Source organism: Bradyrhizobium sp. HKCCYLRH2047 (assembly GCF_051168175.1).
Lineage (GTDB): Bacteria > Pseudomonadota > Alphaproteobacteria > Rhizobiales > Xanthobacteraceae > Bradyrhizobium.
On the sequence record NZ_JBNPUM010000002.1, the window covers coordinates 493340 to 520161 of the forward strand.

At 64.4% G+C, this 26822-nt stretch carries 23 protein-coding genes and 1 tRNA gene; 17 read left to right on the forward strand and 7 right to left on the reverse strand.

Features of this window, described 5'->3' with window-relative positions:
• Positions 1 to 12 precede the first annotated feature (12 nt).
• Positions 13 to 354, forward strand: coding sequence for a rhodanese-like domain-containing protein (locus ACQR1D_RS05820; RefSeq protein WP_315805474.1), 342 nt, complete (start codon positions 13 to 15; stop codon positions 352 to 354).
• 263 nt (positions 355 to 617) lie between these two features.
• On the forward strand, positions 618 to 2585 hold the full coding sequence (locus ACQR1D_RS05825; RefSeq protein WP_434837959.1) for a methyl-accepting chemotaxis protein: 1968 nt from the start codon (positions 618 to 620) through the stop codon (positions 2583 to 2585).
• 101 nt (positions 2586 to 2686) lie between these two features.
• On the opposite strand, the gene ACQR1D_RS05830 is transcribed toward ACQR1D_RS05825, so the two are convergent.
• Positions 2687 to 3526, reverse strand: a complete 840-nt coding sequence (locus tag ACQR1D_RS05830) for an SDR family NAD(P)-dependent oxidoreductase (protein ID WP_434837958.1) — start codon at positions 3524 to 3526, stop codon at positions 2687 to 2689.
• A 151-nt stretch (positions 3527 to 3677) separates the two neighbouring features.
• On the opposite strand from ACQR1D_RS05830, the gene ACQR1D_RS05835 reads away from it, so the two are divergent.
• The 3 genes from ACQR1D_RS05835 to ACQR1D_RS05845 all read left to right on the forward strand — a co-directional run bounded on the left by ACQR1D_RS05835 (position 3678) and on the right by ACQR1D_RS05845 (position 6548).
• Complete coding sequence (locus ACQR1D_RS05835) at positions 3678 to 4067, forward strand: response regulator (RefSeq protein WP_434893768.1); 390 nt, start codon at positions 3678 to 3680, stop codon at positions 4065 to 4067.
• Positions 4068 to 4661: 594 nt separating this feature from the next.
• A complete protein-coding gene (locus ACQR1D_RS05840; protein ID WP_434893767.1) occupies positions 4662 to 5897 on the forward strand; it encodes a GGDEF domain-containing protein in 1236 nt (411 codons plus the stop codon).
• Between the two features lie 21 nt (positions 5898 to 5918).
• On the forward strand, positions 5919 to 6548 hold the full coding sequence (locus tag ACQR1D_RS05845) for a peptidoglycan recognition protein family protein (RefSeq protein ID WP_434893766.1): 630 nt from the start codon (positions 5919 to 5921) through the stop codon (positions 6546 to 6548).
• A 76-nt stretch (positions 6549 to 6624) separates the two neighbouring features.
• Here ACQR1D_RS05845 and rpoH read toward each other — a convergent pair whose 3' ends face one another.
• Positions 6625 to 7524, reverse strand: a complete 900-nt coding sequence (gene rpoH, locus ACQR1D_RS05850) for an RNA polymerase sigma factor RpoH (protein WP_315805519.1) — start codon at positions 7522 to 7524, stop codon at positions 6625 to 6627.
• A gap of 219 nt (positions 7525 to 7743) precedes the next feature.
• Positions 7744 to 8724 carry an RluA family pseudouridine synthase gene (locus ACQR1D_RS05855; RefSeq protein ID WP_434893805.1) on the reverse strand — a complete coding sequence of 327 codons (981 nt, stop codon included), beginning with the start codon at positions 8722 to 8724 and terminating at the stop codon, positions 7744 to 7746.
• 31 nt (positions 8725 to 8755) lie between these two features.
• Here ACQR1D_RS05855 and ACQR1D_RS05860 point away from each other — a divergent pair, with 31 nt between their 5' ends.
• From ACQR1D_RS05860 to ACQR1D_RS05885, 6 genes are all read left to right on the forward strand, one after another.
• Complete coding sequence (locus ACQR1D_RS05860; protein ID WP_316183578.1) at positions 8756 to 9094, forward strand: hypothetical protein; 339 nt, start codon at positions 8756 to 8758, stop codon at positions 9092 to 9094.
• Between the two features lie 443 nt (positions 9095 to 9537).
• A tRNA-Glu gene (locus ACQR1D_RS05865) sits at positions 9538 to 9612 on the forward strand.
• 804 nt (positions 9613 to 10416) lie between these two features.
• On the forward strand, positions 10417 to 11595 hold the full coding sequence (locus ACQR1D_RS05870) for an ABC-three component system protein (RefSeq protein WP_434893765.1): 1179 nt from the start codon (positions 10417 to 10419) through the stop codon (positions 11593 to 11595).
• Between the two features lie 2 nt (positions 11596 to 11597).
• A complete protein-coding gene (locus ACQR1D_RS05875) occupies positions 11598 to 12080 on the forward strand; it encodes a three component ABC system middle component (RefSeq protein ID WP_434893764.1) in 483 nt (160 codons plus the stop codon).
• A 1-nt stretch (position 12081) separates the two neighbouring features.
• Positions 12082 to 14040 (forward strand): DUF3732 domain-containing protein, encoded by a 1959-nt coding sequence (locus ACQR1D_RS05880; protein ID WP_434893763.1) that lies wholly within the window; start codon positions 12082 to 12084, stop codon positions 14038 to 14040.
• 55 nt (positions 14041 to 14095) lie between these two features.
• Positions 14096 to 14662 carry a hypothetical protein gene (locus tag ACQR1D_RS05885; protein ID WP_434893762.1) on the forward strand — a complete coding sequence of 189 codons (567 nt, stop codon included), beginning with the start codon at positions 14096 to 14098 and terminating at the stop codon, positions 14660 to 14662.
• Positions 14663 to 14919: 257 nt separating this feature from the next.
• On the opposite strand, the gene ACQR1D_RS05890 is transcribed toward ACQR1D_RS05885, so the two are convergent.
• From ACQR1D_RS05890 to ACQR1D_RS05900, 3 genes are all read right to left on the reverse strand, one after another.
• The gene (locus ACQR1D_RS05890; RefSeq protein WP_434893761.1) at positions 14920 to 16116 is read right to left on the reverse strand and encodes a cytochrome P450; all 1197 of its coding nucleotides are present in this window, start codon (positions 16114 to 16116) and stop codon (positions 14920 to 14922) included.
• Between the two features lie 270 nt (positions 16117 to 16386).
• A complete protein-coding gene (locus tag ACQR1D_RS05895) occupies positions 16387 to 21171 on the reverse strand; it encodes a DUF3320 domain-containing protein (protein ID WP_434893760.1) in 4785 nt (1594 codons plus the stop codon).
• A gap of 147 nt (positions 21172 to 21318) precedes the next feature.
• Complete coding sequence (locus ACQR1D_RS05900; RefSeq protein ID WP_434837948.1) at positions 21319 to 21963, reverse strand: glutathione binding-like protein; 645 nt, start codon at positions 21961 to 21963, stop codon at positions 21319 to 21321.
• A 90-nt stretch (positions 21964 to 22053) separates the two neighbouring features.
• Between ACQR1D_RS05900 and ACQR1D_RS05905 the strand changes: the two genes are divergently transcribed.
• Positions 22054 to 22725: a TetR/AcrR family transcriptional regulator gene (locus ACQR1D_RS05905; RefSeq protein WP_434837947.1), complete on the forward strand. Its 672-nt coding sequence runs from the start codon at positions 22054 to 22056 to the stop codon at positions 22723 to 22725.
• A gap of 4 nt (positions 22726 to 22729) precedes the next feature.
• Here the strand turns inward: ACQR1D_RS05905 and ACQR1D_RS05910 are convergent, their stop codons facing one another.
• Complete coding sequence (locus tag ACQR1D_RS05910) at positions 22730 to 23695, reverse strand: 2-hydroxyacid dehydrogenase (protein WP_434837946.1); 966 nt, start codon at positions 23693 to 23695, stop codon at positions 22730 to 22732.
• Between the two features lie 88 nt (positions 23696 to 23783).
• Between ACQR1D_RS05910 and ACQR1D_RS05915 the strand changes: the two genes are divergently transcribed.
• The 5 genes from ACQR1D_RS05915 (at position 23784) to ACQR1D_RS05935 (ending at position 26822) form a co-directional block, all read left to right on the forward strand.
• Complete coding sequence (locus tag ACQR1D_RS05915; protein WP_434837945.1) at positions 23784 to 24125, forward strand: hypothetical protein; 342 nt, start codon at positions 23784 to 23786, stop codon at positions 24123 to 24125.
• Positions 24126 to 24224: 99 nt separating this feature from the next.
• On the forward strand, positions 24225 to 24593 hold the full coding sequence (locus ACQR1D_RS05920) for a YciI family protein (RefSeq protein WP_315802570.1): 369 nt from the start codon (positions 24225 to 24227) through the stop codon (positions 24591 to 24593).
• A complete protein-coding gene (locus ACQR1D_RS05925) occupies positions 24590 to 25861 on the forward strand; it encodes an RNA polymerase sigma factor (protein WP_315802571.1) in 1272 nt (423 codons plus the stop codon). The genes ACQR1D_RS05920 and ACQR1D_RS05925 overlap by 4 nt, the downstream gene beginning before the upstream one ends.
• A 97-nt stretch (positions 25862 to 25958) precedes the next feature.
• The gene (locus ACQR1D_RS05930; RefSeq protein WP_315802572.1) at positions 25959 to 26372 is read left to right on the forward strand and encodes a DoxX family protein; all 414 of its coding nucleotides are present in this window, start codon (positions 25959 to 25961) and stop codon (positions 26370 to 26372) included.
• Between the two features lie 30 nt (positions 26373 to 26402).
• Positions 26403 to 26822, forward strand: a complete 420-nt coding sequence (locus tag ACQR1D_RS05935) for a VOC family protein (protein WP_315802573.1) — start codon at positions 26403 to 26405, stop codon at positions 26820 to 26822.

Consider the following 26822-nt stretch of genomic DNA (forward strand, 5'->3'; position numbering starts at 1 on the left):
GAGGTTCCTCCCATGCTATCAGGACTGTTCAGCAGGTTGACGGGGTCGACCAGCGTGCCGGCGATCGAGCATGATGAGCTGGTGCGGGCGCATCAGCAGCGAAGCTGCGTCATCGTCGACGTGCGCGAGCCGCATGAGTTCAAGGGCGGCCACATCCCGGGCGCCGTCAATCACCCGCTGTCGCGTTTCGACCCGGGCAACCTCGTGCACGACAAGCCGGTGGTTCTGATCTGTCAGGCCGGCGGCCGCTCGGCCACCGCCCTGCGGCGGGCGCTGTCGGCCGGGCGGCAAGATATCCGCCACTATGCCGGCGGCATGAGCGGCTGGCGGGCGCGGGGCGGCCCTGTCGCGTAGGCTCGTACTGTCCCGACCAGCCCGACATTCAGCGATGTCATGGCCTGAGATCGAAGATATGCGAAGTTGAATGTCGGCATGTCTGCAATCAACGGGGATTGCGGCAGGTTAATAACAAGTCGGGGGACGGGAGTTTCGCTAGCAACGTCGCGCCGCCCCGTCGCGAGAGTTTGCTGTTAGTCCCGCTACAATGGCTGACTCGTTCAGGAATAATTAGTTGCAGCGCTGCAATACTCGGACACCAGTCGACGTTCGAGGATCGCATGTTGAAGTTTGTTGGCTTGAGAACCCGGATCACCCTTTCTCTGGTGATCGGTGCGGCAGCGACGGCCCTCTTCGTGCTGCTGGTCGCCATGTGGATCATCGGCGGCATCATCGACCGCGCCAATGAGCGCGAGCTCCACGCCCAATATGACGCCTTCAATTCGCGCCTGCAGCTGGAGTCGACCCGCGCGGAAGCGATGAGCGCGGTGGTCGCCAAGATCCCCGCGGTCCAGGACGCCATGGCGCAGAACGACCGCGACGCCTTGATGCGGCTGTTCGGTGCGGGCATGGCCAGCCTGAAGGCCGATTACGGTGTCGACCAGTTTCAGTTTCACACGCCGCCGGCGATGTCCTTCCTGCGGGTGCACCAGCCGGCCAAGTTCGGCGACGATCTGTCGGGATTCCGCAAGACGGTGGTGGCCGCCAACACCGACCGCAAGCCGATCGTCGGGCTGGAGGGCGGCGTTGCCGGCCTCGGCCTCCGCGGCGTCGTACCGATCGTTTCCGCCGGCAAACATCTGGGCTCAGTCGAGTTCGGCCTGACCTTTGGCCAAAACTTCTTCGACGAGTTCAAGCGCAGCCGCAGTGTCGACGTCGCGTTCCGCCTGGCTGGCGACACCGGCTTCAAGCTGTTCGCGACGACGATCGGGGAGACCTCCTTCTTCGCAAGCGGCGACTATCGGGAGGCGTCGGCCGGCGGCTTCCTGTCGCGCCAAGGACAGCTCAAAGGTGTTCCGGTCGTCGCGTTGCTGGGCCCGATCAAGGATTTCTCCGGCAAGCCGATCGGTGCCGTCGAGATCGTCATGGACAACAGCGAGTTCATCCAGGCTCGCAATCGCGCCGGGGCGTTGGCAATCGGGATGACGCTGGCCGGCCTCGTGCTGATCGCGCTCGCCGGGCTGTTCATCGCGCGCAGCATCTCCCGCCCGATCGTCCAGATGACGAGCGCGATGCGCGAGCTCGCCGACGGCAACCTGGACGTTCGCGTCCCGGCCGACTGGCGCAAGGACGAGGTCGGACAGATGGCAGGCGCCGTTTCGATTTTCAGGGACAACGCCGTCCGGATGAGGGATCTGCAGGCGGAGCAGGAGAAGGCCCAGGCTCGTGCCGAGGAGGACCGGCGCCGCATGCTGATGGAGGTGGCCGATGGCTTCGAGGCCAGCGTCCGCGGCGTCGTCGACGCAGTGTCGGCTGCGGCCATCGAAATGGAGGCGACCGCCCGTTCGATGTCGGTGACGATCGATCAGTCGAAACAGCAGGCCCTGACGGTATCGCAGGCGTGCGGCTCCGCATCGGACAATGTCAACACCGTTGCCTCGGCGGCCGAAGAGCTGTCATCCTCGATGAACGAGATCAGCAAGACGCTCGAGCGTGCGTCGTCCGTGGTTCGCAAGGCGGCGGACGAAGGGCAGCAATCCAACGACAAAGTGCAGCGGCTCAACCTCGCGGCCGGCAAGATCGGCGAGGTCGTCGCGCTCATCACCCAGATCGCCAGCCAGACCAATCTGCTGGCGCTGAATGCGACGATCGAGGCCGCGCGCGCCGGCGAGTCGGGCAGGGGATTCGCCGTCGTCGCCAGCGAGGTGAAGACGCTGGCGACCCAAACGGCCAAGGCAACGGAAGAGATCGGGGCTCAGATCGCCGCGGTTCAGGCCGAAACCGCCGCTGCCGTCCACAGCATCGGCATGATTTGCGCCACGATCCAGGAGGTCGATGAGATCTCGACCATCATCGCCTCATCGATCGCGCAGCAGGACGCGGCGACCCGCGAGATCGCCGGCAGTGTGAACGTCGTTGCCGGCAAGACCCAGGACGTCACGCGCAACATCGCGGGCGTCACGTCCGGCGTCGTGCAGACCGGCCATGCCGCCAACGAGGTGCTGTCGGCGGCCGGCGAACTCGCGCAGCAGTCGACCCGGCTGCGCAGCGAGGTCAACCAGTTCCTGGCCCATATCAGAGCGGCCTGACCGCTCGTTGGGCGGCTGACGTATCGAGCTCGCCGACACGCCGATCGCTCCGGCGTATCCGCCACGGGCGCGAGCTGGGGCGGGGCATCCTGTCCCGTGGCTCACGCCTGCTTCGCGGCCGCCTTCTCGAGCCGCTTCGCCATCACGCGCCAATAGGTGCCCGGCATGAACCGCTGCAGGACATCCATGAAGCGCGCATCGCCGCCGATCAGGATGCGGGGCTCATTGCGCTCGATGCCCTCGATGATCCGCAACGCGGCGTCGCGCGGGCTGGTCCTGGCAAGCCGCTCGAACCGCTCGATGGCCTGCACGCGGCGCGCATTGTCGGTCATGCCCTGGCCGGCGCGGGCGTTACGCGCAATCGCCGTGGCGATCCCGCCGGGATGCACGACCGACAGCCGCACGGGACTGCCGGCGGCTGTGAGCTCGTGACGCAGGCTCTCGGAAAATCCCCTTACCGCGAACTTTGCCGCGGCGTAGGCCGATTGGCCGGGCGGAGCGATGATGCCGAAGATCGAGGACAGGTTGACGACATGCGCTTCGCGCCGGCGCGAAAGATGCGGCAGGAACGCGCGCGTGCCGTGCACGACGCCCCAGAAATTGATGTTGAACAGCCAGTCCATCTCCGCCTGATCGATCTCGGCGAAGCTGCCGAACAGGGCCACGCCGGCATTGTTGACGACGATGTTGAGGCCGGGATGCGCGCGGGTCGCGTCCTCGGCGAACTGCGTGACCGCAGCCACATCGCTGACGTCCAGCCGGTGCGTGGTCACCTTGCGGCCGCTTGCGGTGAGCTCGGCGGCGAGGCTTGCGAGGCCCGCCTCATCGCGATCGGCAAGTGCGAGATCGCAGCCGCGCGCCGCCAGCTCCTGCGCCAGCGCACGGCCAATACCGCTGGCTGCGCCTGTCACGGCGGCAGCTGCGCCTCGAATGATCGTCATTGTCGCTTCACTCCCCTGATGGACCGGTTCCACGTGCCTGGTTGAATTGCAGCTGGGTTTTCTGCCACTTTTTCTGATTGGAACCGAACCATCCGGCGGTTCAGCTTTTAACTCACATTACTTTACGAGCACACATTCGTGGAGGACCTGCATGGGACAGTCGCAACCTTTTCGCGCCACCGCACTGATCGTGGAAGACGATCTGGCGCAGCGCGAGATGATCACGCTGCTGCTCGAAGAGAGCGAGTACGACGTGATCGCGTGTGAGAGCGCGGAGGCCGCCGAACTCGTCCTGAACAAGCCGGGGCATCGCATCGTGCTGCTGATGACCGACGTCAATCTGGCGGGCCGCATGAACGGGGTCGAGCTTGCCCATGTCGCCAAGGCGCGTCACCCCCACATCAATGTGGTCGTCACGTCTGGCCGCCCGTTGTCGCAGCCGCTGCCGGGCGGCACGAAGTTCTGGAACAAGCCGTGGGCGCCGCTGGACGTGCTGCGCGAGGCCGAGGTGACGCTCGAGCGCACGCCCGATATCGGATGAGGCAAGGTCTCGCGCCGCCAGCGTTGCTCAAAGGGTGATGCGTGGCAAACGCCGACCGGTGGAGACGTAGTAGAATCGGCTAGCGGTCGAGCCAACTGAGAGCCGGGTGGAAGCCGCGCTCCCACCCGGGAAGTGCAACTACTTCTTCTTGGCAGCCTTCTTGGTCTTCTTCGCAGCTTTCTTGGTGGCCTTTGCGGCCTTCTTCGCCTTCTTCGCCATGGAATCCTCGTCAGGAGTTTGATGGATTGCAACGCGACTTCGAGGCTTCGCTGGCGCACGCCAGCCATGCATCAGCCTCGGGTGTCGATCCCAGCAGATTCGCGAAGCTCTGCCTCACGCCGTCACCAGCGCCGTTGCGCTTATCCACAGCTCGATGCATTGGCCGGCCAGTTGCGCCGCTGGCGCTCGGGTCCTGACAAGGTTAGCGGATTGTAAAAAGTGTCTTCATTGATTCAAAACCAAGGCGCAATCTTGGTTGCGCCCTTGAGGAACCGTTAACTGCGCCGCGCCCATGTTGCCCCGAACAACAGGGTAGCTCATGAGCGTGGCGTTATTGAACATCGAGGACAGGGCCTGCGGCGTCCTGCTGTCGGGATGCTGAACGTTCCGACGCTGTGGACCGCCTTCGTGGTCAATTTCCTCGCGTTGGGCCTGATCTGGGCCTACGTGATGCGCAGCTATCCCAATCTGGATTCGGCACGGTACTGGACGGCATCTGCGTTCATGTGCGCGCCGGCGGCGACATTCGCGCTGACGCGGTTCTATTTTGGCTCGTTCGTTCCGCTGCTGGCCGGCGGCTCGCTGATGACCTTCGCGATCTGCCTCGCGGCGATGGGCGTGGAGCGCTTCTACGGCTACAGGGCGTCGTGGCGGCTGAGCCTGACCGTCGTCGCGATGACCTGCGCGTCGATCGCATTTTTCCAATACGCATACGACCACGGCCCGCTGAGGATCCTGTGCTACTCGATCGGGCAGGCGGTCCCCATGGCGATCATCGCGCGACTGGTGCTGGATGCGAGGCGCGGGCCCATCAATCCGGGAGCGCGGCTGGCCGGCCTGCTGTCCGTTCTGATCATCGCGGTGTTTGCTGCGCGGTCGATCGGGGCGTTCATCGGCGCCGATTTCAATTTCAGCCACTCCACCAGCGGCCAGGCCGCCGCGGTGCTGCTGCTGATCTTCCTGTCGATGTCGCTCAATTTCGGCTTCCTGCTGATGGCGGTGGACCGGCTGCGCAACGAGGTCGCCGATCTCGCGCTGCTCGACGATCTCACCGGCGTCGCCAACCGCCGTCACCTGATGCAGCGCCTGAGCGAGGAGTGCGCGCGCGCCGAGCGCTCGCGACGGCCGTTCGCGCTGTTGGTGATCGACCTCGACGGCTTCAAGATCATCAACGACACCCATGGCCATGCCGCCGGCGATGCCTGCCTGCAGCACTTCACGCTGATGGCCCAGACCCGGCTGCGCCCCGGCGACATGCTGGCGCGTACCGGCGGCGACGAATTCTGCATCGTGCTGCCGGCGTCCTCGCTGCGCGAGGGCGCGATGATCGCGCGGCGCATCCTGCAGGTCTGCCGCGACGATGCGGAGGCCTGTGCCGGCGCCGAGGTGCCGATCGAGGTCTCGATCGGCGTCGCCGAATGGAGCGAGGATGTCGGCGCATTCCCCGACCGGCTGATGGCGCGGGCGGACCAGGCGCTGTACGTCGCCAAGAAGGACGGCAAGAACCGCTATGCCGTCGTCACGCCCGACCACGAGACGCCGGCGCTGGCGCCGGACCAGATCGAGCCGCTGGTGGCAACGCCCCGCCGCCAGGATGCCGCCGCCGGGTAGGCGGTGCTATCATGGCCGGCCATGAGGCCGGTCCTGTTCTCCCTCCGCGCGGCGCTCGCGCTGCTTCTCAATCTTCTCCCTCCGCCCGCCTCGGCCGAGGACCTCGCCGCGCTGGCCCGATCATCCGGCACGCCGGAGATCCCGGGGCTCAGAATCGTCTGGCTGGCGCCGTGGGGCGATCCGCACCTCGCCCATCCCTGGACCAACATCATCGTGCACCAGACCGAGGGGCCGGCCGGGTCGGCGCGGGCGGGGGCGCTGGCGCAGGCCAAGAACCCGAAACGGCGTGGCGTCACCATCTGGGTGGAAACCGAGGGCACCGTGTACTGGGCGGTGCCGGAAACCCTGGTGACGCTGCATGGCGACGGCGCCAACCGCAACGACAACCGCTATATCGACAACGGCCCGACCTATCGCAAGGTCGTGCGCGACAATTCCATCGGCGTGGAGTTCGCCGGCAACTATCCCGACGTCACCACGCCTCCCACCGAGGCCCAGATCGCCGCGTGGCGCATCCTCTCGAAGCTGCTCCGGCTGCGCTACAACATCCCGCGGGAGCGGATCTATGCGCACAACTGGATCGACTACAAGGACGCCCGCTACTGCGAGGGCTGTGCGCTCGCCGGGCTCGCCCGCGCCGCGCCGGACTGATCGCACCTAACAAAGAAGCCGGCGTCTCCGCCGGCTCCGATCGCATCCAAAGACCACCTTCAAGCAAGCCGTGCACCTAGTGCGCGGCCTCCAGCGCCGCCGCCTCCTGCTTGGCGATGGCGCCCTTGACGGCGGACTGCACCTTCTCGAACGCGCGCACCTCGATCTGGCGGACGCGCTCGCGCGACACGCCGAACTCGGCAGCGAGGTCCTCGAGCGTCATCGGCTCGTCGGCCAGGCGCCGCGCCTCGAAGATGCGGCGCTCCCGCGCGTTGAGCACGCCGATCGCGCCGTTCAGCGCCTGCCGCCGGTGGTCGTACTCCTCGTGCTCGGCCATGATGGCTTCCTGGTTGGGCGAGTTATCGACCAGCCAGTCCTGCCATTCGCCCGCTTCGCCGTCGTCGCGGATCGGCGCGTTCAGCGAGGCGTCGCCGCCGAGGCGGCGGTTCATGTCGACCACGTCCTGATCGGTCACGCCGAGGCGCTTCGCGATCAGCTTGACCTGATCCGGGTGCAGATCGCCTTCATCCAGCGCGTTGATCCGGCTCTTGGCCTTGCGCAGGTTGAAGAACAGCTTCTTCTGGTTCGCGGTCGTGCCCATCTTCACGAGCGACCACGATCTCAGAATGTACTCTTGTATCGACGCCTTGATCCACCACATGGCGTAGGTGGCGAGGCGAAAGCCCTTCTCGGGCTCGAACCTTTTCACCGCCTGCATCAGGCCGACATTGCCTTCCGAAACGACTTCGGATATCGGCAGGCCGTAGCCGCGATAGCCCATGGCGATCTTGGCCACGAGCCTGAGGTGGCTGGTCACGAGTTTATGCGCTGCGTCGCTGTCGTCATGCTCGCGCCAACGCTTGGCGAGCATGTACTCCTCCTGCGGTTCCAGCATCGGGAACTTGCGGATCTCGGCGAGGTAGCGTGAAAGTCCCGATTCTCCGTTGAGAACCGGCAGAGTAGCTGTACGGGCCATCGAGCGCCCTCCAGTTGGTTCAGGCCCCCGATAGCGGCGGGCCAGGCAAAGCGGTCGCTTGGTTAAAGCCGGCCGGTTTGCGACGTTCCATGCGTCGACCATTCGACGCAGGCGCAACATACACCATTTTCGCCCCCCGGTGGAAGGATTCCGGGGGTCACGACCCCGTGTGGCTCCATTAAGTTTTTGACATGCTTGCGTTTTTCTGAAGGTCCTGCGTCATAGCGCCGCTCGCAAGGCGCGCCCCAAAAGAGAAAGATCCTCCGGAAGCTCCGATTCCCAGCGCATTATTTCTCCGGTCCGGGGGTGCTCGATCACCAGCAGATAGGCGTGCAGCGCCTGCCGTCCGAGCGCCTCGAGCGCCGCCCGCGCGCCCGGCGCGAGCTGGTTGGCCTTGGTCTTGAAATGCGGGCCATAGACGGAATCGCCCATCAGCGGGTGCCCGAGATGGGCGAGATGCACCCGGATCTGGTGGGTGCGCCCGGTCTCGAGATGGCAGGCGATCAGCGACGCCACCGGCTTGCCGTCGCGGCCGGTAAAGCCCTCCTGCACCTCGTAATGGGTGATGGCCTCGCGCCCTTTTGCGCGCACCGCCATCTTGTCGCGGGCATGCGGATGGCGGTCGATGGCCGCGTTGATGGTGCCATGCGGCCGGTGCGGCACGCCCCAGGCGAAGGCGAGGTAGCCGCGCTCCATCGCGCCGGTGCGGCCGTGATCGGCGAACTGCGCGCTCAGCGAGGCGTGGGCGTGGTCGTTCTTGGCGACCACCATCAGGCCGGTGGTGTCCTTGTCCAGCCGGTGCACGATGCCCGGCCGCTTGACGCCGCCGATCCCTGAAAGACTGGCGCCGCAATGCGCGATCAGCGCGTTGACCAGGGTGCCGGTCTCGTGCCCGGCGGCGGGATGCACGACCAGGCCGGCCGGCTTGTCGATGACGACGATGTCGTCGTCCTCGTAGATGATTTTCAGCGGGATCGCCTCGGCCGCGGGCTCGGCCGGGACAGCCTCCGGAACGTCGATTGTGATCGTGTCGCCGGCTGTGACGTGATAAGCGGGGTCCCGCACCGCCTGCGCGCGGAGCGACACCTGTCCGGCCAGGATCAGCGCCTTCAGCCGCGACCGCGACAGCTCCGGCAGCTTGGCCGCGAGCACGCGATCGAGCCGCGGCGAGCCTTCGTCGCCGGCGACCGTGACCGTCATCAGACCGTGGGATTGTGAAGTCGAGATGTCCATGAACTCTACCGTTGCGCCCGAGCCGTCCTCGCCGGAGCAGGCCCAGCTGATGGCACGGCTGCGGCGCATGATGATGATCGCGGGCGTGACCACCTCGATCGCGATCGCCGTGCTTCTGGTCGCCATCGGCTACCGCCTTTTCCGCGGCGAGGGAAGCACAGCTTCGGGCCCGGACCTCACCGCCATGCTCCCCAAGGGCGCCCGCATCGTCGCCACCGGCACCGCCGGCGACCGCCTGGCGGTCACCCTGGATGTCGGCGGCACCACCGAGATCCGCACCTTCGACGCCAAGACCCTCAAACCCACCGGCCGCCTCCGCTTCGCGGTGGAGCCGTAAGGGCCCGGCGGTTTCGCCCGCCCGTTTCGGCCCCTCTCTCTTTTGGCCCCACCTCCGACGACACGGGCAGTCAGCGCCTCCCCCGCCTGCGGGGCGAGACGAGCGAAGCTCGCTCTGAGAGCTTGCATCGCATCTTCGGTGCGATGCGAGTGGGGGGAACTCTCTCCATTGGCACCAGCGCCCGCGGCGCCCCCACCCCAACCCTCCCCCGCAAGCGGGAGAGGGAGCCCACAGCCCTCGCGGCCGGCTGCTTTCATCCCATGATGGTCGAATGAGCGATCCTCGCCACCCGGGGCAGTCCGTTCCCCTCCCCTTGTGGGGAGGGGCTAGGGGAGGGGGCCCACACGGGGAAAGACCCTTGGGGCACGGACACCGCACCCCCACAAATTCTGCATCCGCCGTCTTGCGGCGCGGCGCGTTCAAGGCTATGCGGTTCACCTCACGCTCCCTTCGTCTAGCGGTTAGGACGCGGCCCTCTCAAGGCTGAAACAGGGGTTCGATTCCCCTAGGGAGCGCCATTTCCCGGCGCTCAACCCTTCATCTCTGACCTGTACGCGCGGCTCCTCGGCCTCGCGGCGCACAGTTGCGTCCGAGCTTTGCTTCATCTCGGCACCCTCCAGAAGAAGGGCGCAGGGAAGGCCGGGTGCAGGCCGCACCCATGGCCCGCCTGCAGAAAGAAAAGCAGGCGGCAGTCACCACAGGATTGGCCGAACAACCGGCCTTCCCTGCGCGATGGTTTGAACGGCTGCTCCGTGCTCTCCCAGGGGACCGGGCTTGCTTGCCCCCGTCATCGGGATGTCGCCGACCAAGACACCAGCGTCGGGGTGTCGGGACCACACGGCTTGACCGTCCGCTCGGGGTTCGTTCGTCCGCACGCGAAACGCGCACTGCGACCCCAGGCGGCCACCGCATCTCCCGCTCCACGGTCCGTGACGATCGCGAAACGCCCCTTCAGCGAGCAGGAGACGGCGAAGAGCATCGATCTGATTTGCCCGACGACACAAGGCCGGATTTGCCCGACGGAATGCGACAGATTGGCACGACGGGCAGTTTGGGCAGGGGCGGCTCACTCGGACAGACATGGAGCCAACTCAGGGCCGGAGAATGCAACGTCCTAGCGGCCAAGCCCTCGCCGGCGTCGAGTTCACTGCCATCGTAATCTGATGCGACGTAACCTCTTTTGACGGGCGGCTATGTAGGGCCCGGGTCCAAGTTGTGTGTTGCGGTGCAATGCGTGAAGTCCGCCCTTGAGCATTGCGGAACTTTCCTTAAGGTTCACGTACAACGTGTACCGAGCCCCAACACAGGCTCCAGACGCTCTCATGAGTCAGGTCCAGACCCAGACAACACGGAAGACGACGGCGCCCGGGCAATATCTGGGCTACTCGCTTCAGCAGCTTCGACTTTGTCATCATTTGCTTCGCAAGAAAGCGAACTATGAAGTTTCCTTGGAATTTCTCGACGACATAGCAGTGCACACGGCCGGCGAACCCCTGTTGCTGGAGCAGTGCAAAAGCGTAACGTCTACCAATGCGCTTGCCGATCGTGCGGTCGATCTCTGGAAGTCGCTTGCAAACTGGGCGGATCTTTGCAAGGCGGGCACAGTCGATGCCAACGAAACAGTTTTTCGACTCTATATATGTCCTGACGGAAATCCAACGCTCGCCCTGGAGCTAAGTAGTGCAAAAACGATCCAAGCCGCTTCGGAAGCGCTTAAAAAAGTAAAGAAACTTCTGAAGAAGGGCAAACAAGCTGCGGCTGTCGACGAACATATCGCTCGTTTTCTTGCGGTTGGTGATGATATCAACCAAGCGATCATCCGGAATTTTGAACTTGTTATCGATAATAATCCCGTCGAGAGCGTAAAGAGCCTCCTGCACCTCTCCGCTGTGTCGGATGTCGTGTTAGACGAAATCGCAGCTGCTGCAATCGGTATGGCTCGCGACAGGATCGATAACTTAATTTTCAAAAAGCAGACGCCGATTATCGGCTCATCCAATTTTCAGACCGATATTCGAGCGTTCATCCGCAAACATAACTTGGCAAATCTGCTCATCTCGAAGGCCCCAGAGCCGTCGCCGGAGCATATCTCCTCGCATCTTGATGCGCCTCCCATGTTTGTGAGGCAGCTCCAATCGGTCGAAGCCTCGTCTGATCTACTAACGACAGCAATCAGTGATTGGTTAAAGGCAAATGCCGACAAGATCTACTGGGCCAACGAAGGGCACGTTTTTGTTGGAAGCTTCCAAGATTTTGACGCGGCACTCATCCGCAAGCACAAGTTGGTGCGTGACGAAGTCGAAGACATTCTCTCGGAAAAGTCTGCAGAACAGCGCGGTCGAGAGGTCTATCGGCGCTGCACACAATCCGCCATACCGTTAGAGGGAAATGATCTACCTGATCACTTCGTTGCAGGCTCCTACAACTGCCTTGCCGACGAAATGAAACTGGGCTGGCACCCTCAATATACCAAGCTTTTTCCTGCCGAGGAGTCCGTTTAAATATGGCCAGCGAACGCCCTGTAGCGCTTGTCCAGAATCCGGCTCTCGGCGCTATTCTGCTTTGGAGATTTTGCCGCGGCTTTCAAAAGGAGCGTCCCGACGCTCTTCCATTGCTGCCCAGCCTGTTCTGTGTGCTGCCCATCGTCTACCACGGTCCGACACTTCGAGATCTCAAATCGACGCTATTGCCTTCCGGGCTGGTGAGATTTGCGACGAAACTGGGTGAAGAGCGAGAGGCGCTCATGGCAATCCATGATCGGGCACTCGTTATGCGAGAGTTGACCTTGGAATCCATAGCTACCGGCATAGCGGCGGGGGTGCTTCGACTGAATTATTCCAATGCAGAGGTCAGCGGAATTGAGGAGCATCCTCCCATCGTGCCGGACAGGCTGAAGGATCATCATTCTGGTGCGGAGAAGCTCGGACATTGGTTTGCACGCCTGCCGCTTTCTCATGCGCTTTCAACGCTTAGGATTGAGATCTAAAATGCGATTTCAGATTCTGAAATTGGTCCTTTGGTCGAAGGCCGAACATCCGCCGCGAGTGATTGAATTTGAGCCGGGCCTGGTCAATGTAATTAGCGGCGCCTCAAAAACCGGCAAGTCTGCAGTGATTCCCATAATTGACTACTGCCTTGCCAGCGGGAAATGTAGCATTCCGGTAGGAACCATACGAGAGGCGTGCTCGTGGTTCGGCGTCGTGATCGACACGATGGAGGGGCAGCTGTTGCTTGCCCGACGGGAGCCGGGGGACGCGAGGCAAACAGGCGACATGTTTGTTCTGGAAGGGGAGGCGATCGAAATCCCGCCAGCAATCCCCGAAAAGAACTCGTCCGTTGATGCGGTGAAGCGCAAATTAGACGCGCTCGCTGGCTTATCGCAACTAGGACTAGAGCCGGAAAGCGACTCTGGATTTTTATCGCGTGTCAGCTTTCGCGATTTGGTCGCATTCACGTTCCAGCCACAATACATTGTGGCCAACCCGATGGTCCTCTTCTACAACGCTGACACGACGGAACACCGAGAGAAGCTCAAATCGATTTTTCCATATGTTCTAGGCGCGCTGACGCCTGCTATGCTGGCAGCAAGTTGGGAAATCGCTCGCTTGGCGCGCGACCTTAGGAGAAAAGAGGCAGCTCTCGCATCTACGAAGTCGGGAGTGAGGGCATGGCAAGCTGAATCGCAGTCGTGGATACGGCAGGCAATTGAACTTGGCCTACTGCCTGCTGATACGCAGGTCCCGGGCGAATGGCCTGATATCGTGGACCTTTTGCGGCAAGCCGCCAACAGCAACACTCGGTCTGCTCGTCCTTCTCTCGAAACGATCGAAGGAGCCCTGTCCCAATTAGAAACGTTGCGAGAGGAAGAGTCCGCTGCTGCCGCAGATCTAACTCTAAAGCGGCAGCGACTGAATGAAATTCAAAGGCTCGTACAGAGTAGCCAAACATATGGTTCTGCGATTCGAATCCAGCGCGATCGGTTGAACATCGCAGGATGGTTGCGTGACCGCGCTGTTAAACCAGTTGGTCCGCTCGAGACAGTTACTGGCGCGGGCAAGGAGCAACTGGATAGCCTCGTTGAAGCCTTACAGGGCGTTGAGATCCAACTGCAATCCCAGCCGGGGCTCTCTGATGCCTTCGATAAGGAACGCCTCCGTATCCGGGGGGACGTCGATGACGCCGCGGGAAAGCTATCAGAGGTTCGGCAGTCGATAGCCCTGTTAGAACGTCGATCAGAACAGGTCCGCCAGGAGATTTTTCGTCAAGATCGCGTCGAGCGCTTCGTTGGGCGATTAGAGCAGGCGCTGGAGTCATTCGATCGGTCGGACGAGGGGGCAACGCTTGCCCAAGACGTCGTCCGAATTAAAGATCAAATCGCCGAACTGAGGAAGATCTATTCCGAGGGGCAGGTGAAGGCTAAGACTGAAAACGCGCTATCGATCATCGCCTCCTACTGTGGAACCGTTGTTCCAATGCTCGATGCAGAATGGCCCCGAACGCCAATCAGGTTGTACGTGCCTGATCTCACGGTTCAAGTCATTCAGCCAGATCGGCAAGACTTCCTCTGGGAAATTGGCAGCGGCGCCAATTGGCTTGCTTATCACATCGCAGTTACGGTCGGCCTTCAACGATTCTTCCTGGATCGGAAGGATCATCCAGTGCCTGGCTTATTGATCTACGACCAGCCTAGCCAAGTATATTTCCCTCGCGGGTTTGAAGGCGAGCATGTCTCGTCCATGGGCCGATCGCGTGACGAGGATGTCGCCGCTGTGCGAAAGGTTTTCGAGGCCCTGGGCAAGGAAGTGATAGAGGCAAAAGGTCGCCTGCAGATCATCGTTCTGGACCATGCCGGTCATGACGTGTGGGGCGAGATTAGCGGCGTAACGCTGGCCGGAGAATGGCGGGGCGACGAGAAGCTTGTCCCTGATAAATGGCTGAAGCAATAGATCGGCGCACGCAACCAATATCTTTGATCTGACCGACGATGAAGGACCATTGTGCATGTCGGAGGAAAAGCCGAGTCCTGAAGCTGCCAACGCCGCGACACAGCCTAGCACCGAGGCAAGTAGATTCATTCAGAGCATCATCGACGCCCGCGGCATCACGATCTTATCTTATGCCCAAGTCGAATGGTACCTGGCCAAACTCATTCTGGAGGGAAAAGAGTACGACCAATATAAGCAGATCGACTTGTCGTTTTCGCAGGATGCGAAAACTAGGGCGGATAAAATTAAGGCCATGCTCAAAGTCGATGGTGGCCCCTTGAGTCCCTATGCCGACAAACTTACGAAAGCGATTGACGACGTCTTGGCATATGAGGAACTCCGGAACTATGCAGCCCATGGCTTGCTCGTTCGGCCCGACCCTAACGATTATTCGTTGAATTCGAAGATCCACCTGCGACGGTTCAAGATGTTCAAGGGAGGGAAACTCGACGACGCAAGCCGAACTTTAACACTCAAGGAATACACTGATGAGCAGGTAGCTCTGACAAAAGCAGCCAAGAGTTTCTTTTCGATCGTGCAAATAATTTGGAAAGACCTTGGTTTGAAGAATCTGGACGAGTAGTCGTGAACGTCCTTAAGCTCTTCCGTTCCGAAAGCTCCTCGATATGGTCGTTCGTAGCGAAAGAGATGAGGTGAGCCGGGCCCTTGTGCTTGCGCACAAAATGGCCGACGCGGTCGCAGGTCCTATTATCAATTAGCTCGTGAAGAATGCGGTGCGCTCCATGTTGCGCGTTCGGGGCGCCGTGGTGGACGACGGTCGGCAACAGTCCGCGGCCGTATCGCATGTACTGAGGCAATACGAAGAACGACGCCCCCACTCTATCGCAACCTCACCGCCAACCCCAGCGGCCCTCGAAACCCGAACCCGTGCCACCGCACGCTGGCCGCATCCACCAGCTCCATCCGCGGAAACCGCTCGAACAGCATCGGCAGCAGGATGGCGCCAACGGTGCGGCGGGAGAGGTGGGCGCCGGCGCAGTGGTGGGGGCCGTTGCCGAAGGCCTGGTGGGGGTTGGGGTCGCGCAGCGCGTTGTAGTGCTCGCCGTCGGTGAACAGGTCCTCGTCGCGGTTGGCGGAGGCCTGGATGGTCATCACGGTGTCGCCCTTCGGGATCAGGCAGCCGCGGATCTCGGTGTCCTCCATCACCAGGCGCGAGCTCGCCTGGATCGGCGCCACCCAGCGCACGCCTTCCTCGAAGGCGGAGCGCCATTTGTCCTGCGCGCGGACAGCTTCGAGCTGGTCCGGGTTGGTGAGGAGGCCGTAGAGGATCGTCAGCAGCGCGTCGCGCGGCTCGTTGATGCCGCCGCCGATCGCGATCTTGATGTTGGCGATGATCTGGCTGTCGGGGATCGGGTTCTTCGCGTTGACCATGAAGGACAGCGCGGAGGAATCCGGTGCGGCCTTCACGCGCGCCATGTTGGCACTGATACAGCGGTCCATCTCCGCATTGGCGATATCGGACGCGTCGAATGGCCCCGGCGTCCAGCCGAAATTGCCGGCGCCGTCGATCAGGGCCTGCGACCAGCGCTGCATGTCGGCATCGCTGGCGTCGGGAATGCCCATGACATGGGCGAGGATGCGCGCGGCCAGGGGGCCGGCGAGCGCGGGGAAGAGATCGACGATCTCGCCGCGCGGCAGCCGGTCGAGATATTCGGTGGCGAATTGGGTGTAGAGCGGCTCCCAGACGGCTTCGATCGTCTTCGGCATCAAGGCCGGCATCATCGCCATGCGCTCGGCGCGGTGCTCGTCGTGATCCTTGCGCATCAAGGTGTGCGCGAGGAAGGCGCGCTTCATCGGCGTGTTCGGATCGTCGGACGAGAACAGCGCCGCATTGTCCTTCACATATTTGGTGTCGGCCGCCTTGGTGAGGAACGTCCGGCCCACCGACTTGACCCGCAGTACCGGCGCCTCGCGCCGCAGCCGGCGGTAGATCGGATAGGGATCGCGCGTCAGCTCCGCGATGGTGATAGTCTCGTCCAGGGGAGCCGGAGTCTGAGACAAAGTCGCGGTCGGCATGGGGCGCTCCTGTTGCGGTGCGGGCCAGCGCGTGTCGTGCCTGAGGATAGTGGCAGGGACGGAGCCGTGCAATCCCGCTCCGCTGCCCCGGGCAGGGACGAGCGCCTGATCTGAACGAGCTTCCGACCTCGCCAGTTCCGCTGCTGCAGCGATGCCGCCGCGGAATTCATGCCTCTGAAGAAGCGACCGGCCGGGGCCGTGGCCCGACCGCCGATCTCGGCGGCTGTCAGGTGGCGTTCGGGCCACGAGGTCCTCGCAGCACGTGGCGGGTCAGCTCTGCGCAGCCGGCCAGACCTCCTGCGGCTTGGTCAGCAGCTCTCCCTCGCGGCGCAGCTGTCCTGCGGCGAGAAGATCCTGGAGGCTGCCTTGCAGCACCTCGCGCAGCTGGGCGCTGGTCGAACCGAAGCCGAACAGCCGGGCGACCGCCTGGATCAACTGGTCTTCCTCGGCGCCGTAGTTCTGCGCCACGACCTGCATGATCGCCGCCTTGATCTCGTCCGGCGGCAGCATCTCGGGCTTGCGCAAGGACTGTGATTGCACGTCCTCGCGGTTTCGAATGATGATCGCCTGGCCGGGGACGGCGTAGAACGGGCCTCCGGCGATCTGTCCCTTCGCCACTGCCGACGTCAGCGCCGTTCGCACGGCATCGCGGATGCGATTGCCGGCGCGGGCAAGGCCCCAGGCCGACCTGATCCGGACGATGATCTCCGATTCATGCACCGGCCCTTCGACGGCGACGATCTCGACGACATGCCGCGTCATGTCGGCGAGCGGCGTCTCGTGCGGCTCGATCTCCCGACGCACGCGCAGCTTCGCCTCTTCATAGGGGGCCACCGTCGGTGCCTGTGCGAGCATCTCCAGAGGGCGCTCCTCGGCCTGCTCCGGCGCCGGCACGGCGGGGATTGCCGGAGGCTCGGGGTGAGCGCGCGCAGCCCCTTGGTCGATGTCTTGCCAATGCGCCTTCGCCGCCTCGATCGCGCGAACAACCTTGTCCGTCTCTTCCTGCGGGCGGAGAAACCAGTCGGTCGACCAGATGCGATGCAGCACCCAGCCATGCGCCTCCAGCACGTTCTGCCGCAGGCGGTCGCGGTCTCGCGCCGAACGGGACGCATGGTACTGGGCGCCGTCGCATTCGATGCCGAGCAGGAAGCGGCCGGGCTTGTCGGGATCGACGACAGCGAGATCGACGAAGAAACCGGCGGTGCCGATCTGCGTCTTCACGTCGTGGCCGAGCGCCCGCAGCCTGGCGGCGACCTGCTCCTCGAACACCGAGTCGGGATCGCGCCCGGTCTCCTGCGCGATGCCGAGCTGCCCCGTCTGCGCGAAGGTCAGGAACGTCTTCAGCGCCGCGATGCCGCGGCCCTTGGCGCGCGACAGGTCGATGTCGTCGCCGGTGATCGAGGAGAACACTTCGCATCGGAGCTTGGCGCGCGAGATCAGCACGTTCAGCCGGCGCTCGCCTCCGTCGGAGTTGAGCGGGCCGAAGCTCATCGAGACGAAACCTTCCTTCGTTCGCCCATAGCCGATGGAGATGAAGATGACGTCGCGTTCGTCGCCCTGGATGTTCTCGAGGTTCTTCACGAAGAACGGCTCGCTGGCCCCGCGGACGAAGAAGCTCTCCGTCGCCGGGTTTTCCTTGCGCAGGATTTCGAGCTGATCCTGGATCGCCTGGCGCTGTGCCACCGAGAAGGTCGCGACGCCAAGGCTGCGATCCGGCGTCTCGCGCGCATGGCGCATGACGGCCTCGGCGACGAGCCGCGCTTCCCTGGGGTTGGTCCGGCTGCTGCCGCGCTCATAGTGCGCATCGGGGGTGTAGTTGAACTTCAACCCCATTCCCGCAACCGCATCGTACGGGCTCGGCACGATGAACAGCCGGTTGTCGTAGAACTGCTTGTTGGACACGGCGATCAGCGACTGGTGCTTGCTGCGATAGTGCCAGTTCAGCATCCGATGCGACAGGCCCTTGGCAAGGCAGAGGTCGAGAATGCTCTCGGCGTCCTTGACCTGGAAGGTCGGCTGATCCTCGTCGTCATTGTCCTCGTCGTCATTGCCCGTCAGCTTCGCGAAGAAGCGCGTCGGCGGCAGCTGCCGCTCGTCGCCGACGACCACCATCTGCCGGCAGCGCGCGACCGCGCCGAGCGCGTCGACCGGCTCGATCTGCGAGGCCTCGTCGACCACCAGCAGATCGAAGGCGATCGCGCCGGGCTTGAGGAACTGGGCCACCGACAGCGGACTCATCAGGAAGATCGGCTTGATCTGCTGAATGACCGGACCGGCCCGTTCCAGCAGCTGGCGGATGGGCAGATGATTGCGCTTCTTGGCAAGCTCGCCGTTCAGCACGCCGAGCGGCCCGATGCCGCCGGCGTTGCGCGGCAGGGCCGCCGCATGCTCGTGAGCGATCTGGTCGCGGGCCAGCTGCATGCGTGCGACGTCGAGCTTGCGGAAGCCGTCGACCAGCCGGTCGTGCGATTCGCCGTCGAACCGCTTCAGCTCGGGATGCTCGGCGAAGATCACGCCGCGCATGGCGTCGTAATAGGACCGGTCGAAGGCGGCTTCGAGCGCGTCGCCCGGCAAGGAGCCGTCGAGCGCGCGGTCGGCCAGCGCGGCGAGGCCTTGCGCGCGCGCCAGGCGGACCCGGCCCATGAACGCGATCCAGCGGGTGAGGCGCTCGGTCGCGGTCTGCCACTCCGACAAGGTCTGCGACAGGTCGGCCAACCGGATCTGGTCGCCGGCGTCGAGCGGGATGCGGGCAGGCTCCAGCTGGAGGAAGTCGATCAGCCTGCCGAGCCCGGACCTCAGACTTGCGAGGCTGTCGTTGAGCTGTTCGATCGATCGCCGATCATCGGCCGACAGCGTGAGCTGCGCCAGCCGCTGGCGCGTGTCGTCGTTTGCGAACGGTTTGGGGAATGCGGTCCACCAGCTCGCCAATCGGGACAACGCGTCCCAGTCCGACTGTTCCTTCTGCCACGCCGTTCCGAAGGCGGTGCTGCCGGCGGCTTCGACCTCCGCGAAGGACCGGCGCGCGGCTTGCGCCGCGATGAGGCCGTCGAGCAGCAGAAGCCGCTGCTCGAGCGTTTTCGGCATCGGCACCTTCAGGTACGAGGCCAGCAGCGCCACCTGCTCGCGATAGCGCCGGCTGAACAGGCGCAGCCAGGAGCGGCCCTTCTCGGCGATGACCTTGCGGCACTCGGCGATCGGTGCATCCCAGGCGGCCTCGACGAAGGCGCTCTCGACGGCCGTCCTCAGTTTCGCGTAGCGCAGCCCCTTGTCGATGATGTCCGTGATGAGTCCGGCCTGGCTCCAGACGGCGTCGCGGAAGGCCGTCCGGTCGCACTCCGGCATCGCGGCCGCGGCCTGCGCAAAGGCCAGCACCGCCGCGGCGTCGGCCAAGGTGGCCGGCGGCGGGAGGCCGAGCAGCGTCCCCAGGCGGGCCGCGCCCGTGGCGACGCTGTCGACAGCGTTCGAGATGTCGTTCAGCGAGCTCCGCAGCTCGGTCATTTCGGCGGGATCGAGCGCGTCGCGGCCGACGCCGCGCCACGGATGCAGGTGAGGCGCGCCGTCGGTCGCAATTCGTTCGACGAGTTCGGCGATCAGCTCACGCCGCCGCTCCAGATCCAGGGGAGACCAGGAGGGGGCGCCCTGCAACGGGTAGGGAGGCTGCGCGGAGTTGTCTCCGCAGCGCACGAGATGACCGAGCAGCCTGAACGGTGTCAGCTCGCTCGGCTGATGCGGCTGGTGCATCATCTCCGCATGCCGGTTGAGGCCATCACGGCTGTCGGTCAGGCGCTGCACCAGCGTGGCTTCGCCGCGCGGGACCGCGACCTCGGCCGATTTGCAGCGCTTCAGCTCCTCGAGCAGAACGCGCTTGTTGGCCTTGTTGGAGTGCAGCTCCAGCGCGAGCGCGCCGAGACCGACATGCTTCAGCCGCCGGTGCACGACCTCGAGCGCCGCCATCTTCTCGGCGACGAACAGCACCGTCTTCCCCTCGGCGGCAGCCGACGCGATGATGTTGGTGATGGTCTGCGATTTGCCGGTGCCCGGCGGTCCCTTGACGACGAGGTCGCGTCCGCGGACCACTTCCTCGATCACCACGGCCTGCGATGAATCGGCGTCGACGACATGGTTCATCGCCACCGGCTGGATGACGGAATCGATCTTGCCGTCGTCGGCCACGATCGGCTCCGCGCCCTCGAAGCCGTCCTGAAGCAGCGCCGCGATCAGGGGATGACGATCAAGGCCGCCATCTGCGGGCCAGTTGTCAGGGTCCAGATCGCGATACATCAGGAACTTGGAGAACGAGAAGAAGCCGAGGACGATCGCGTCCGTCCTGACCTCCCACCGCTGCTTGCTGGCGATCGTCTCCGCGACGCCGGCGAGATAGGCCGCGATGTCGACATCGTCCTCGTCGCCAAAATCCTCGATCTTGAGTCCGAACTCGGCGTCGAGCTTGGCCTGGAGCGAGAGGTTCGGCGATGGTGGCTCAGCGCGCGAGACCAGGTGAAACCGATCGGCGGCACTGCTGCGCTCGAGACGGACCGGCAGCAGGACGAGCGGCGCGAAGCGCTCGACGTCGGATTTGTCGTCCTCGAACCATTTCAGCAGCCCGAAGGCGAGATAGAGGATATTGACGCCCTGTTCTTCCTCGAGCGTTCGTGCGTCGTACCAGATGTCCAGCAGGCGCTTCTGCAGCGACTCCGATGACAGCCGGGTCCTGAGCCGGGTGTCGGGCTGCCGGGGCTCTGACTCCGAAGCAGCTGACTCCGAATCATTCTTTTGCTGGTCCACCTTGACGCTCGGCGCGTCGGACCGAGGGGCCGGCAGGCTCAAGGGCAGGGTGCCGTCCGCTTCCACAGCCTCCGCCTTCGCCGGCAGGAACGTGAAGCGCTTGCCTTCGCCGAGAAGCTCGAACAGCGCAGCAGAGCGCGCGGCGACGATGTCGATGGTGCGGATGGTCTTGGTCTTGAGCGGGATGTGCACGAGCCGGTTGCGCGTGCCCAGATCGAGCAGCGCGCGCCGGTCGGCCAGCAATCGGTCTCGTACGGATGTGGTTGCCACGTGCAATCCTCCTGCGATTCGAGGATTGCAACCCGGCGTGATCGCGGTCAAGCATCCGGCGCGGTGGAGATGTGCTCGTGGAACAATGTTCGATCTCCCCGCACCATTTCATCTCCCCATGAGCGGGAGATGAAATTCGCATGCGGTTTACGCCGCCGCCTTGTGCCGCGCCAGTTCCGCCTTGTAGAGCTCGAACTCCTCGGCGATGGCGCGCGCGACCGACGGCCGTGCGCGCAGGCGCTCGTAGTAGGCCTTCACGGCCGGCCATTTCGCGAGCTGGACCGGCGGCGTCGCCATGGTCCAGTTGATCACGGTGACGAGATACGCGTCGGCGACCGTGAAATGATCGAGCAGATAGTCGCGATCCCGCAGGTGGTTATCGAGATGATCGAGCCGCGACAGGTTCTTGTTCAGGACATGGGCCTTCATCTCCTCGGGCGCGGTCTTGTCGAGGATCGGAATGAACAGACCCTTGTGCAGCTCGGTGCCGATGAAGCACAGCCATTGATGCAGGCGGCTGCGGTCCATGCCGGGGCCGGTGCCGAGCTTCGCTTGCGGGAAGTGATCGGCGACATATTGCAGGATCGCGGCATTCTCGGTCAGCAGGTCGCCGTCATCGGTGCGGAGCGTCGGGACGAGGCCGAGCGGATTGACGGCGCGGAAATCGGAGCCGTCGTTGAGGACGATCTTGGTCTTGGGGTCGACCTCGAGATAGTTCGCCGCGGCGCCGGCTTCGTAGAGCGCGATGCGGGTGGCGAGGGAGCAGGCGAGCGGCGAGAAATACAGGTCCATGGACGTCTCCCTCGGGCTCCGGACCGGAGCGTTGATTGATTTTTATACTGTCCCGCATAATATAAGGCCGGTCAAGGAATTTAGTGCGAAATGGTACAAAAAAAGAAGGGGCCGCCGCAGGGCGACCATCCCCAGAAAATGGCTGCCGCCCAGGTCGAGCCGAAGCGGCGCGGGAGGCCGCGGGCGTATGAGCCGGAGGTCGCGCTCGGCAAGGCGCTCGACCTGTTCCGGTCGACCGGTTTTGCGGCGACCTCGCTCGACGATCTCAGCGCCGCCACCGGCATGAACCGGCCGAGCCTCTATGGCGCGTTCGGCGACAAGCGCGAGCTCTACATCAAGAGCTATCAGCGCTATCGCGACAACGCGCGCGCCCTCATGGGCGACGTCTTCAGCAACGATTGGCCGGTGCGACGGCAGCTCGAGCAGATCTTCGCCACGGCGCTCGACATCTATCTCTCGGGCGAGGAGGGACCGCGCGGCTGCTTCACGGTGATGACGGCCGGCTCGGAGGCGGTTGCCGATCCCGACATCCGCGCCATGGTGCAGAACGCGTTGACGGAGCTCGACAAGGCCTTCGCGCACTGCTTCCGCCGCGCCAAGGAGAAGGGCGAGCTGCCGGCGGACGCCGACCCCGCCGTGCTGGCACGGCTGGCGTCGGCGACGATCCACTCGATCGCGGTCCGCGCGCGCGCGCGGGTGCCGCGTCAGGAGCTGGAGGCGATCGTCGCCGGCGCAATCGATATGATGATTGGCAAAAAATAGCGTTTCAATATCCCCTGACGCGATCGACCAGGTTGCGCAGCGCTCCGCCGGCCTCGAAGGTCGCGATCTGCTCGGCGACGTAGCGCGAGATTGCGTCGGCGTCGGTGTCGGCTGCGTTGTGCGGCGTCAGCACCACCTTCGGGTGGGTCCAGAACGGGCTGTCGGCCGGCAGCGGCTCCTGGCCGAACACGTCGAGCGAGACCGAACCGAGTGTATCGTCGTCGAGGCAGGCGAGGATGTCGGCCTCGTTCTGCAGCCCGCCGCGTCCGGCATTGATCATGACGGGGGCGCCGAGCGGCGAGCTGCGCCGAAGCCGCGCGAACATCCTGCGATCCAGAATGCCGCGCGTATCCGGCGTCAGCGGCAGCAGCGACACCAGGATGTCGGTCCGCGCCAGGAACGCATCGAGCTGCGCCGCGCCGTGGAAGCATTCGATGCCGTCGGCCTGCTTGGCGCTGCGGCTCCAGCCGGCGACCTGGAAGCCCAGCCGCTTGAGCACCTCGGCCGCATCGATCCCGAGCGTGCCCAGTCCGAGAATGCCGACGCCGATCGCGGCCGCCGGCCACTGGTACTTCGGCGCCCAGCGCTTCACCCGCTGCGACTCGCGCAGATACAGCTCCTGGCGATGATGCATCAGCACGTGCATCACGACATATTCTGTCATCCGCGCCGTGAGATCGTCGACCGCGACGCGCGCCAGCGGCACGCTCGGCAGCGTCTTGTCGGCCATCAGCGCGTCGACGCCGGCGCCGAGGTTGAAGATCGCGCGCAGGTTCGGGAAGCCGGCGAGCTCGCCGGGCACCGGTTTCCAGACCGCCGCGTAATGCACGTCGGCCGGATCGAGGCCGGCATCGGGCAGCAGCACCACCGGGCGGTCGCCGCAGACATCGTCGAAACGCGCCTTCCAGCGCTGCGGCGACCAGTTGTCGGTGCCGCCATGGATCAGGAGCGCCAGCGCGCCTTTGGTCATCGGAGGGTCCTCGAGCTTATGTGACGCGTTCCACATACCAGATCGTGCGGGCAGGCCAATCTCCGGCCATCAACACGGAGACATCGCCATGCGCAAATTGCTTCTCGCCACTGCTCTCGTCATCGCATCCGCCTCGGCCCAAGTCCCGGCTCAGGCCCAGACCATCGACGTCGGCTCGATCCTGTCGGCCAACGGCATTTCCATCGGCAAGGGCGGCAGTCAGCCGCAGGCCGGCAGTCAGCAGGGCGCCGCGGCCGGCATGGCGCAAGGTGCGGGTGGTCAAAGTGCCGCAGGGCAAGGGCAAGGTCAGGGGCAAGGTCAGGCCCAAGGTCAGTCGCAGCGCCAGGCCGGCCGGGCCAAGCAGCCCCGCGAGAGCGCACAGGAGACGCGGGCGCGCAACATCGCGGCCAAGTACGGTATCTCCTGGTAGGCCGGTCGTTCCGGCCTGCGGAACCGGCGAAAATTCTTCGCCGGTCTGTCGGCTCCGGGCATACTCCGCCGTCTTGAAGACGAATGGAGATGCCTTCCGATGTTGTATGCGCTGCTCTGCTATCATGACGAGGACGTCGTCTGCACCTGGAGCAAGGACCAGGACGCCGCCGTCATGGCCAAGCTTGCCGTTGTGCAGGAGAAGCTCGCCAAGCAGGGGCGGCTCGGGCCGGTGGCGCGGCTGCTGCCGACCACGGCCGCGACGACCTTCCGGAAGGAGGATCCGCCGCTCGTCATCGACGGTCCCTACGCCGAGACCAAGGAGCAATTGCTCGGCTTCTATCTCGTCGACTGCGCCAATCTCGACGAGGCGCTCGAGGTCGCGCGCGAGCTCGGCGAGGCCAATCCCGGCGGCTCCTACGAGATCCGTCCCGTCGGCACGTTCAGGCCGGGCGGAGCGCTGGCATGAGCGACGCGGCCTGGATCGATGCAGCCCTGACATCAGCACGTCCCCAGGCCGTCGGCGCGCTGCTGCGCTATTTCCGCGACCTCGACACGGCGGAGGAGGCGTTCCAGAACGCCTGCCTGCGCGCTCTGAAGAGCTGGCCGCAGAACGGGCCGCCGCGCGATCCCGCGGCCTGGCTGATCATGGTCGGACGTAACGCTGCCATCGACGATGTCCGCCGCGTCCGCCGCGAGCAGCCGCTGCCGGAGGACGAGGCGATCTCCGATCTCGACGATGCCGAGAGCGCGCTGGCCGACCGGCTCGACGGCTCGCATTATCGCGACGACATCCTCCGTCTGCTGTTCATCTGCTGCCACAAGGACCTGCCGGCGACCCAGCAGATCGCGCTGGCGCTGCGCGTGGTGTCCGGGCTGACGGTGAAGCAGATCGCCCGCGCCTTTCTGGTCGGCGAGACCGCGATGGAGCAGCGCATCACCCGGGCCAAGGCGCGCGTCGCCCAGGCGAACGTGCCGTTCGAGACGCCGGGCGCGGTGGAGCGCTCGGAGCGCCTGACCGCGGTCGCCGCCATGATCTACCTGATCTTCAACGAGGGCTATTCGGCCAGCGGCGAGACCGCTGCGCTGCGCCAGCCGCTGTCGGAGGAGGCCATCCGGCTGGCGCGGCTGCTGCTGCGCCTTTTTCCGAGCGAGCCGGAGATCATGGGGCTGACGGCGTTGCTGCTGCTGCAACACGCGCGCAGCGCCGCCCGCTTCGATGCGGAGGGGATGCCGATCCTTCTCGACGACCAGGATCGTTCGCTGTGGAACCAGCCGATGATCGCGGAAGGCGTAGCCCTGATCGACAAGGCGATGCGCCATCGCCGCAGCGGACCGTATTTGATCCAGGCCGCGATCGCGGCGCTGCATTCGCGCGCCGCGCGCCCGGAGGACACCGACTGGACCCAGATCGACCTGCTCTATGGCGCGCTGGAAGTGGTGCAGCCCTCGCCGGTGGTGACGCTCAATCGCGCCGTTGCGGTGTCCAAGGTCCGCGGCGCTGAGGCGGCGCTCGACCTGATCGCGCCGCTCGAAGGGCGGCTCGCCAACTATTTCTATTTCTTCGGTGTGCGCGGTGCGCTGCTGATGCAGCTCGGGCGCACCGACGAGGCACGGACCGCCTTCGACCGCGCCATCGCGCTGGCGCACAGCTCGGCGGAGGCCGCGCATATCCGCATGCAGCTCGACCGGCTGATGCGCGACGGTGCGACGGCTCGGGCTCGGGTCGGCCAGTGAAATTCTGCCGAGATTCGATCTAAAATTCTGCACCGGGCTGTCGGTGGCACGCTCCTTCATTCGTCCTTGGAGCAGCATCACGGGGGAGGAGCTGCAGATGACGACGATCACCTTGGAAGAACCGGTCTCGCGCGCCGAATTGTGGAGCGGGCGCATCCTGAGCGGGCTGGTGACGCTGTTCCTGCTGTTCGACGGCGCGATCAAGCTCGTTCCTCTGCCGGTCGTCACAGAAACGCTGGACCAGATGGGCTATGGTGCAAGCGACGCCATGGCGCGTGCCCTCGGCCTCATCACGCTTCTCTGCACCGTGCTCTATATCCTGCCGCCGACATCGTTCGTTGGCGCGATCCTGCTGACAGGCTATCTCGGCGGCGCCATCGCCTCGCATGTCCGGATCGGCAGTCCGCTGTTCAGCCACGTCCTGTTCGGCCTCTATCTCGGGCTGATGCTGTGGGGCGGCTTGTGGCTTCGCGACCGCCGGCTGCGCGGACTGCTGCCGCTCTCGCGCTGACGAATGATCTTTCAACCAAGGAGGATGACGATGATCTGTCCCTATCTGACGTTCAACGGCGATTGCGAACAGGCGTTGAAACACTACGGCGAGGTGCTCGGCGCCAAGGTCGACATGATGATGCGCTATGGCGAGGCGCCGCCAGAGATGCCGTCCGCGCCGGAGCACAAGGACAGGATCATGCATGTCCGCTTCTCGATCGGCGACGGCGTCCTGATGGCCTCGGATTCGCCGCCCGAATATTATCAAGGCAAGCCGCACGGAATCTCGGTCTCGCTCCAGATCGCAGACCCGGCCGAGGCCGAGCGCAAGTTCAACGCGCTGCTCGCAGGCGGTGCCGTCACCATGCCGTTTGGCAAGACCTTCTGGTCCAAGGGCTTCGGCATGGGCGTCGACCGCTTCGGCATTCCGTGGATGATCAATTCCCCGGCGGACGGCTACGCGGCGTGA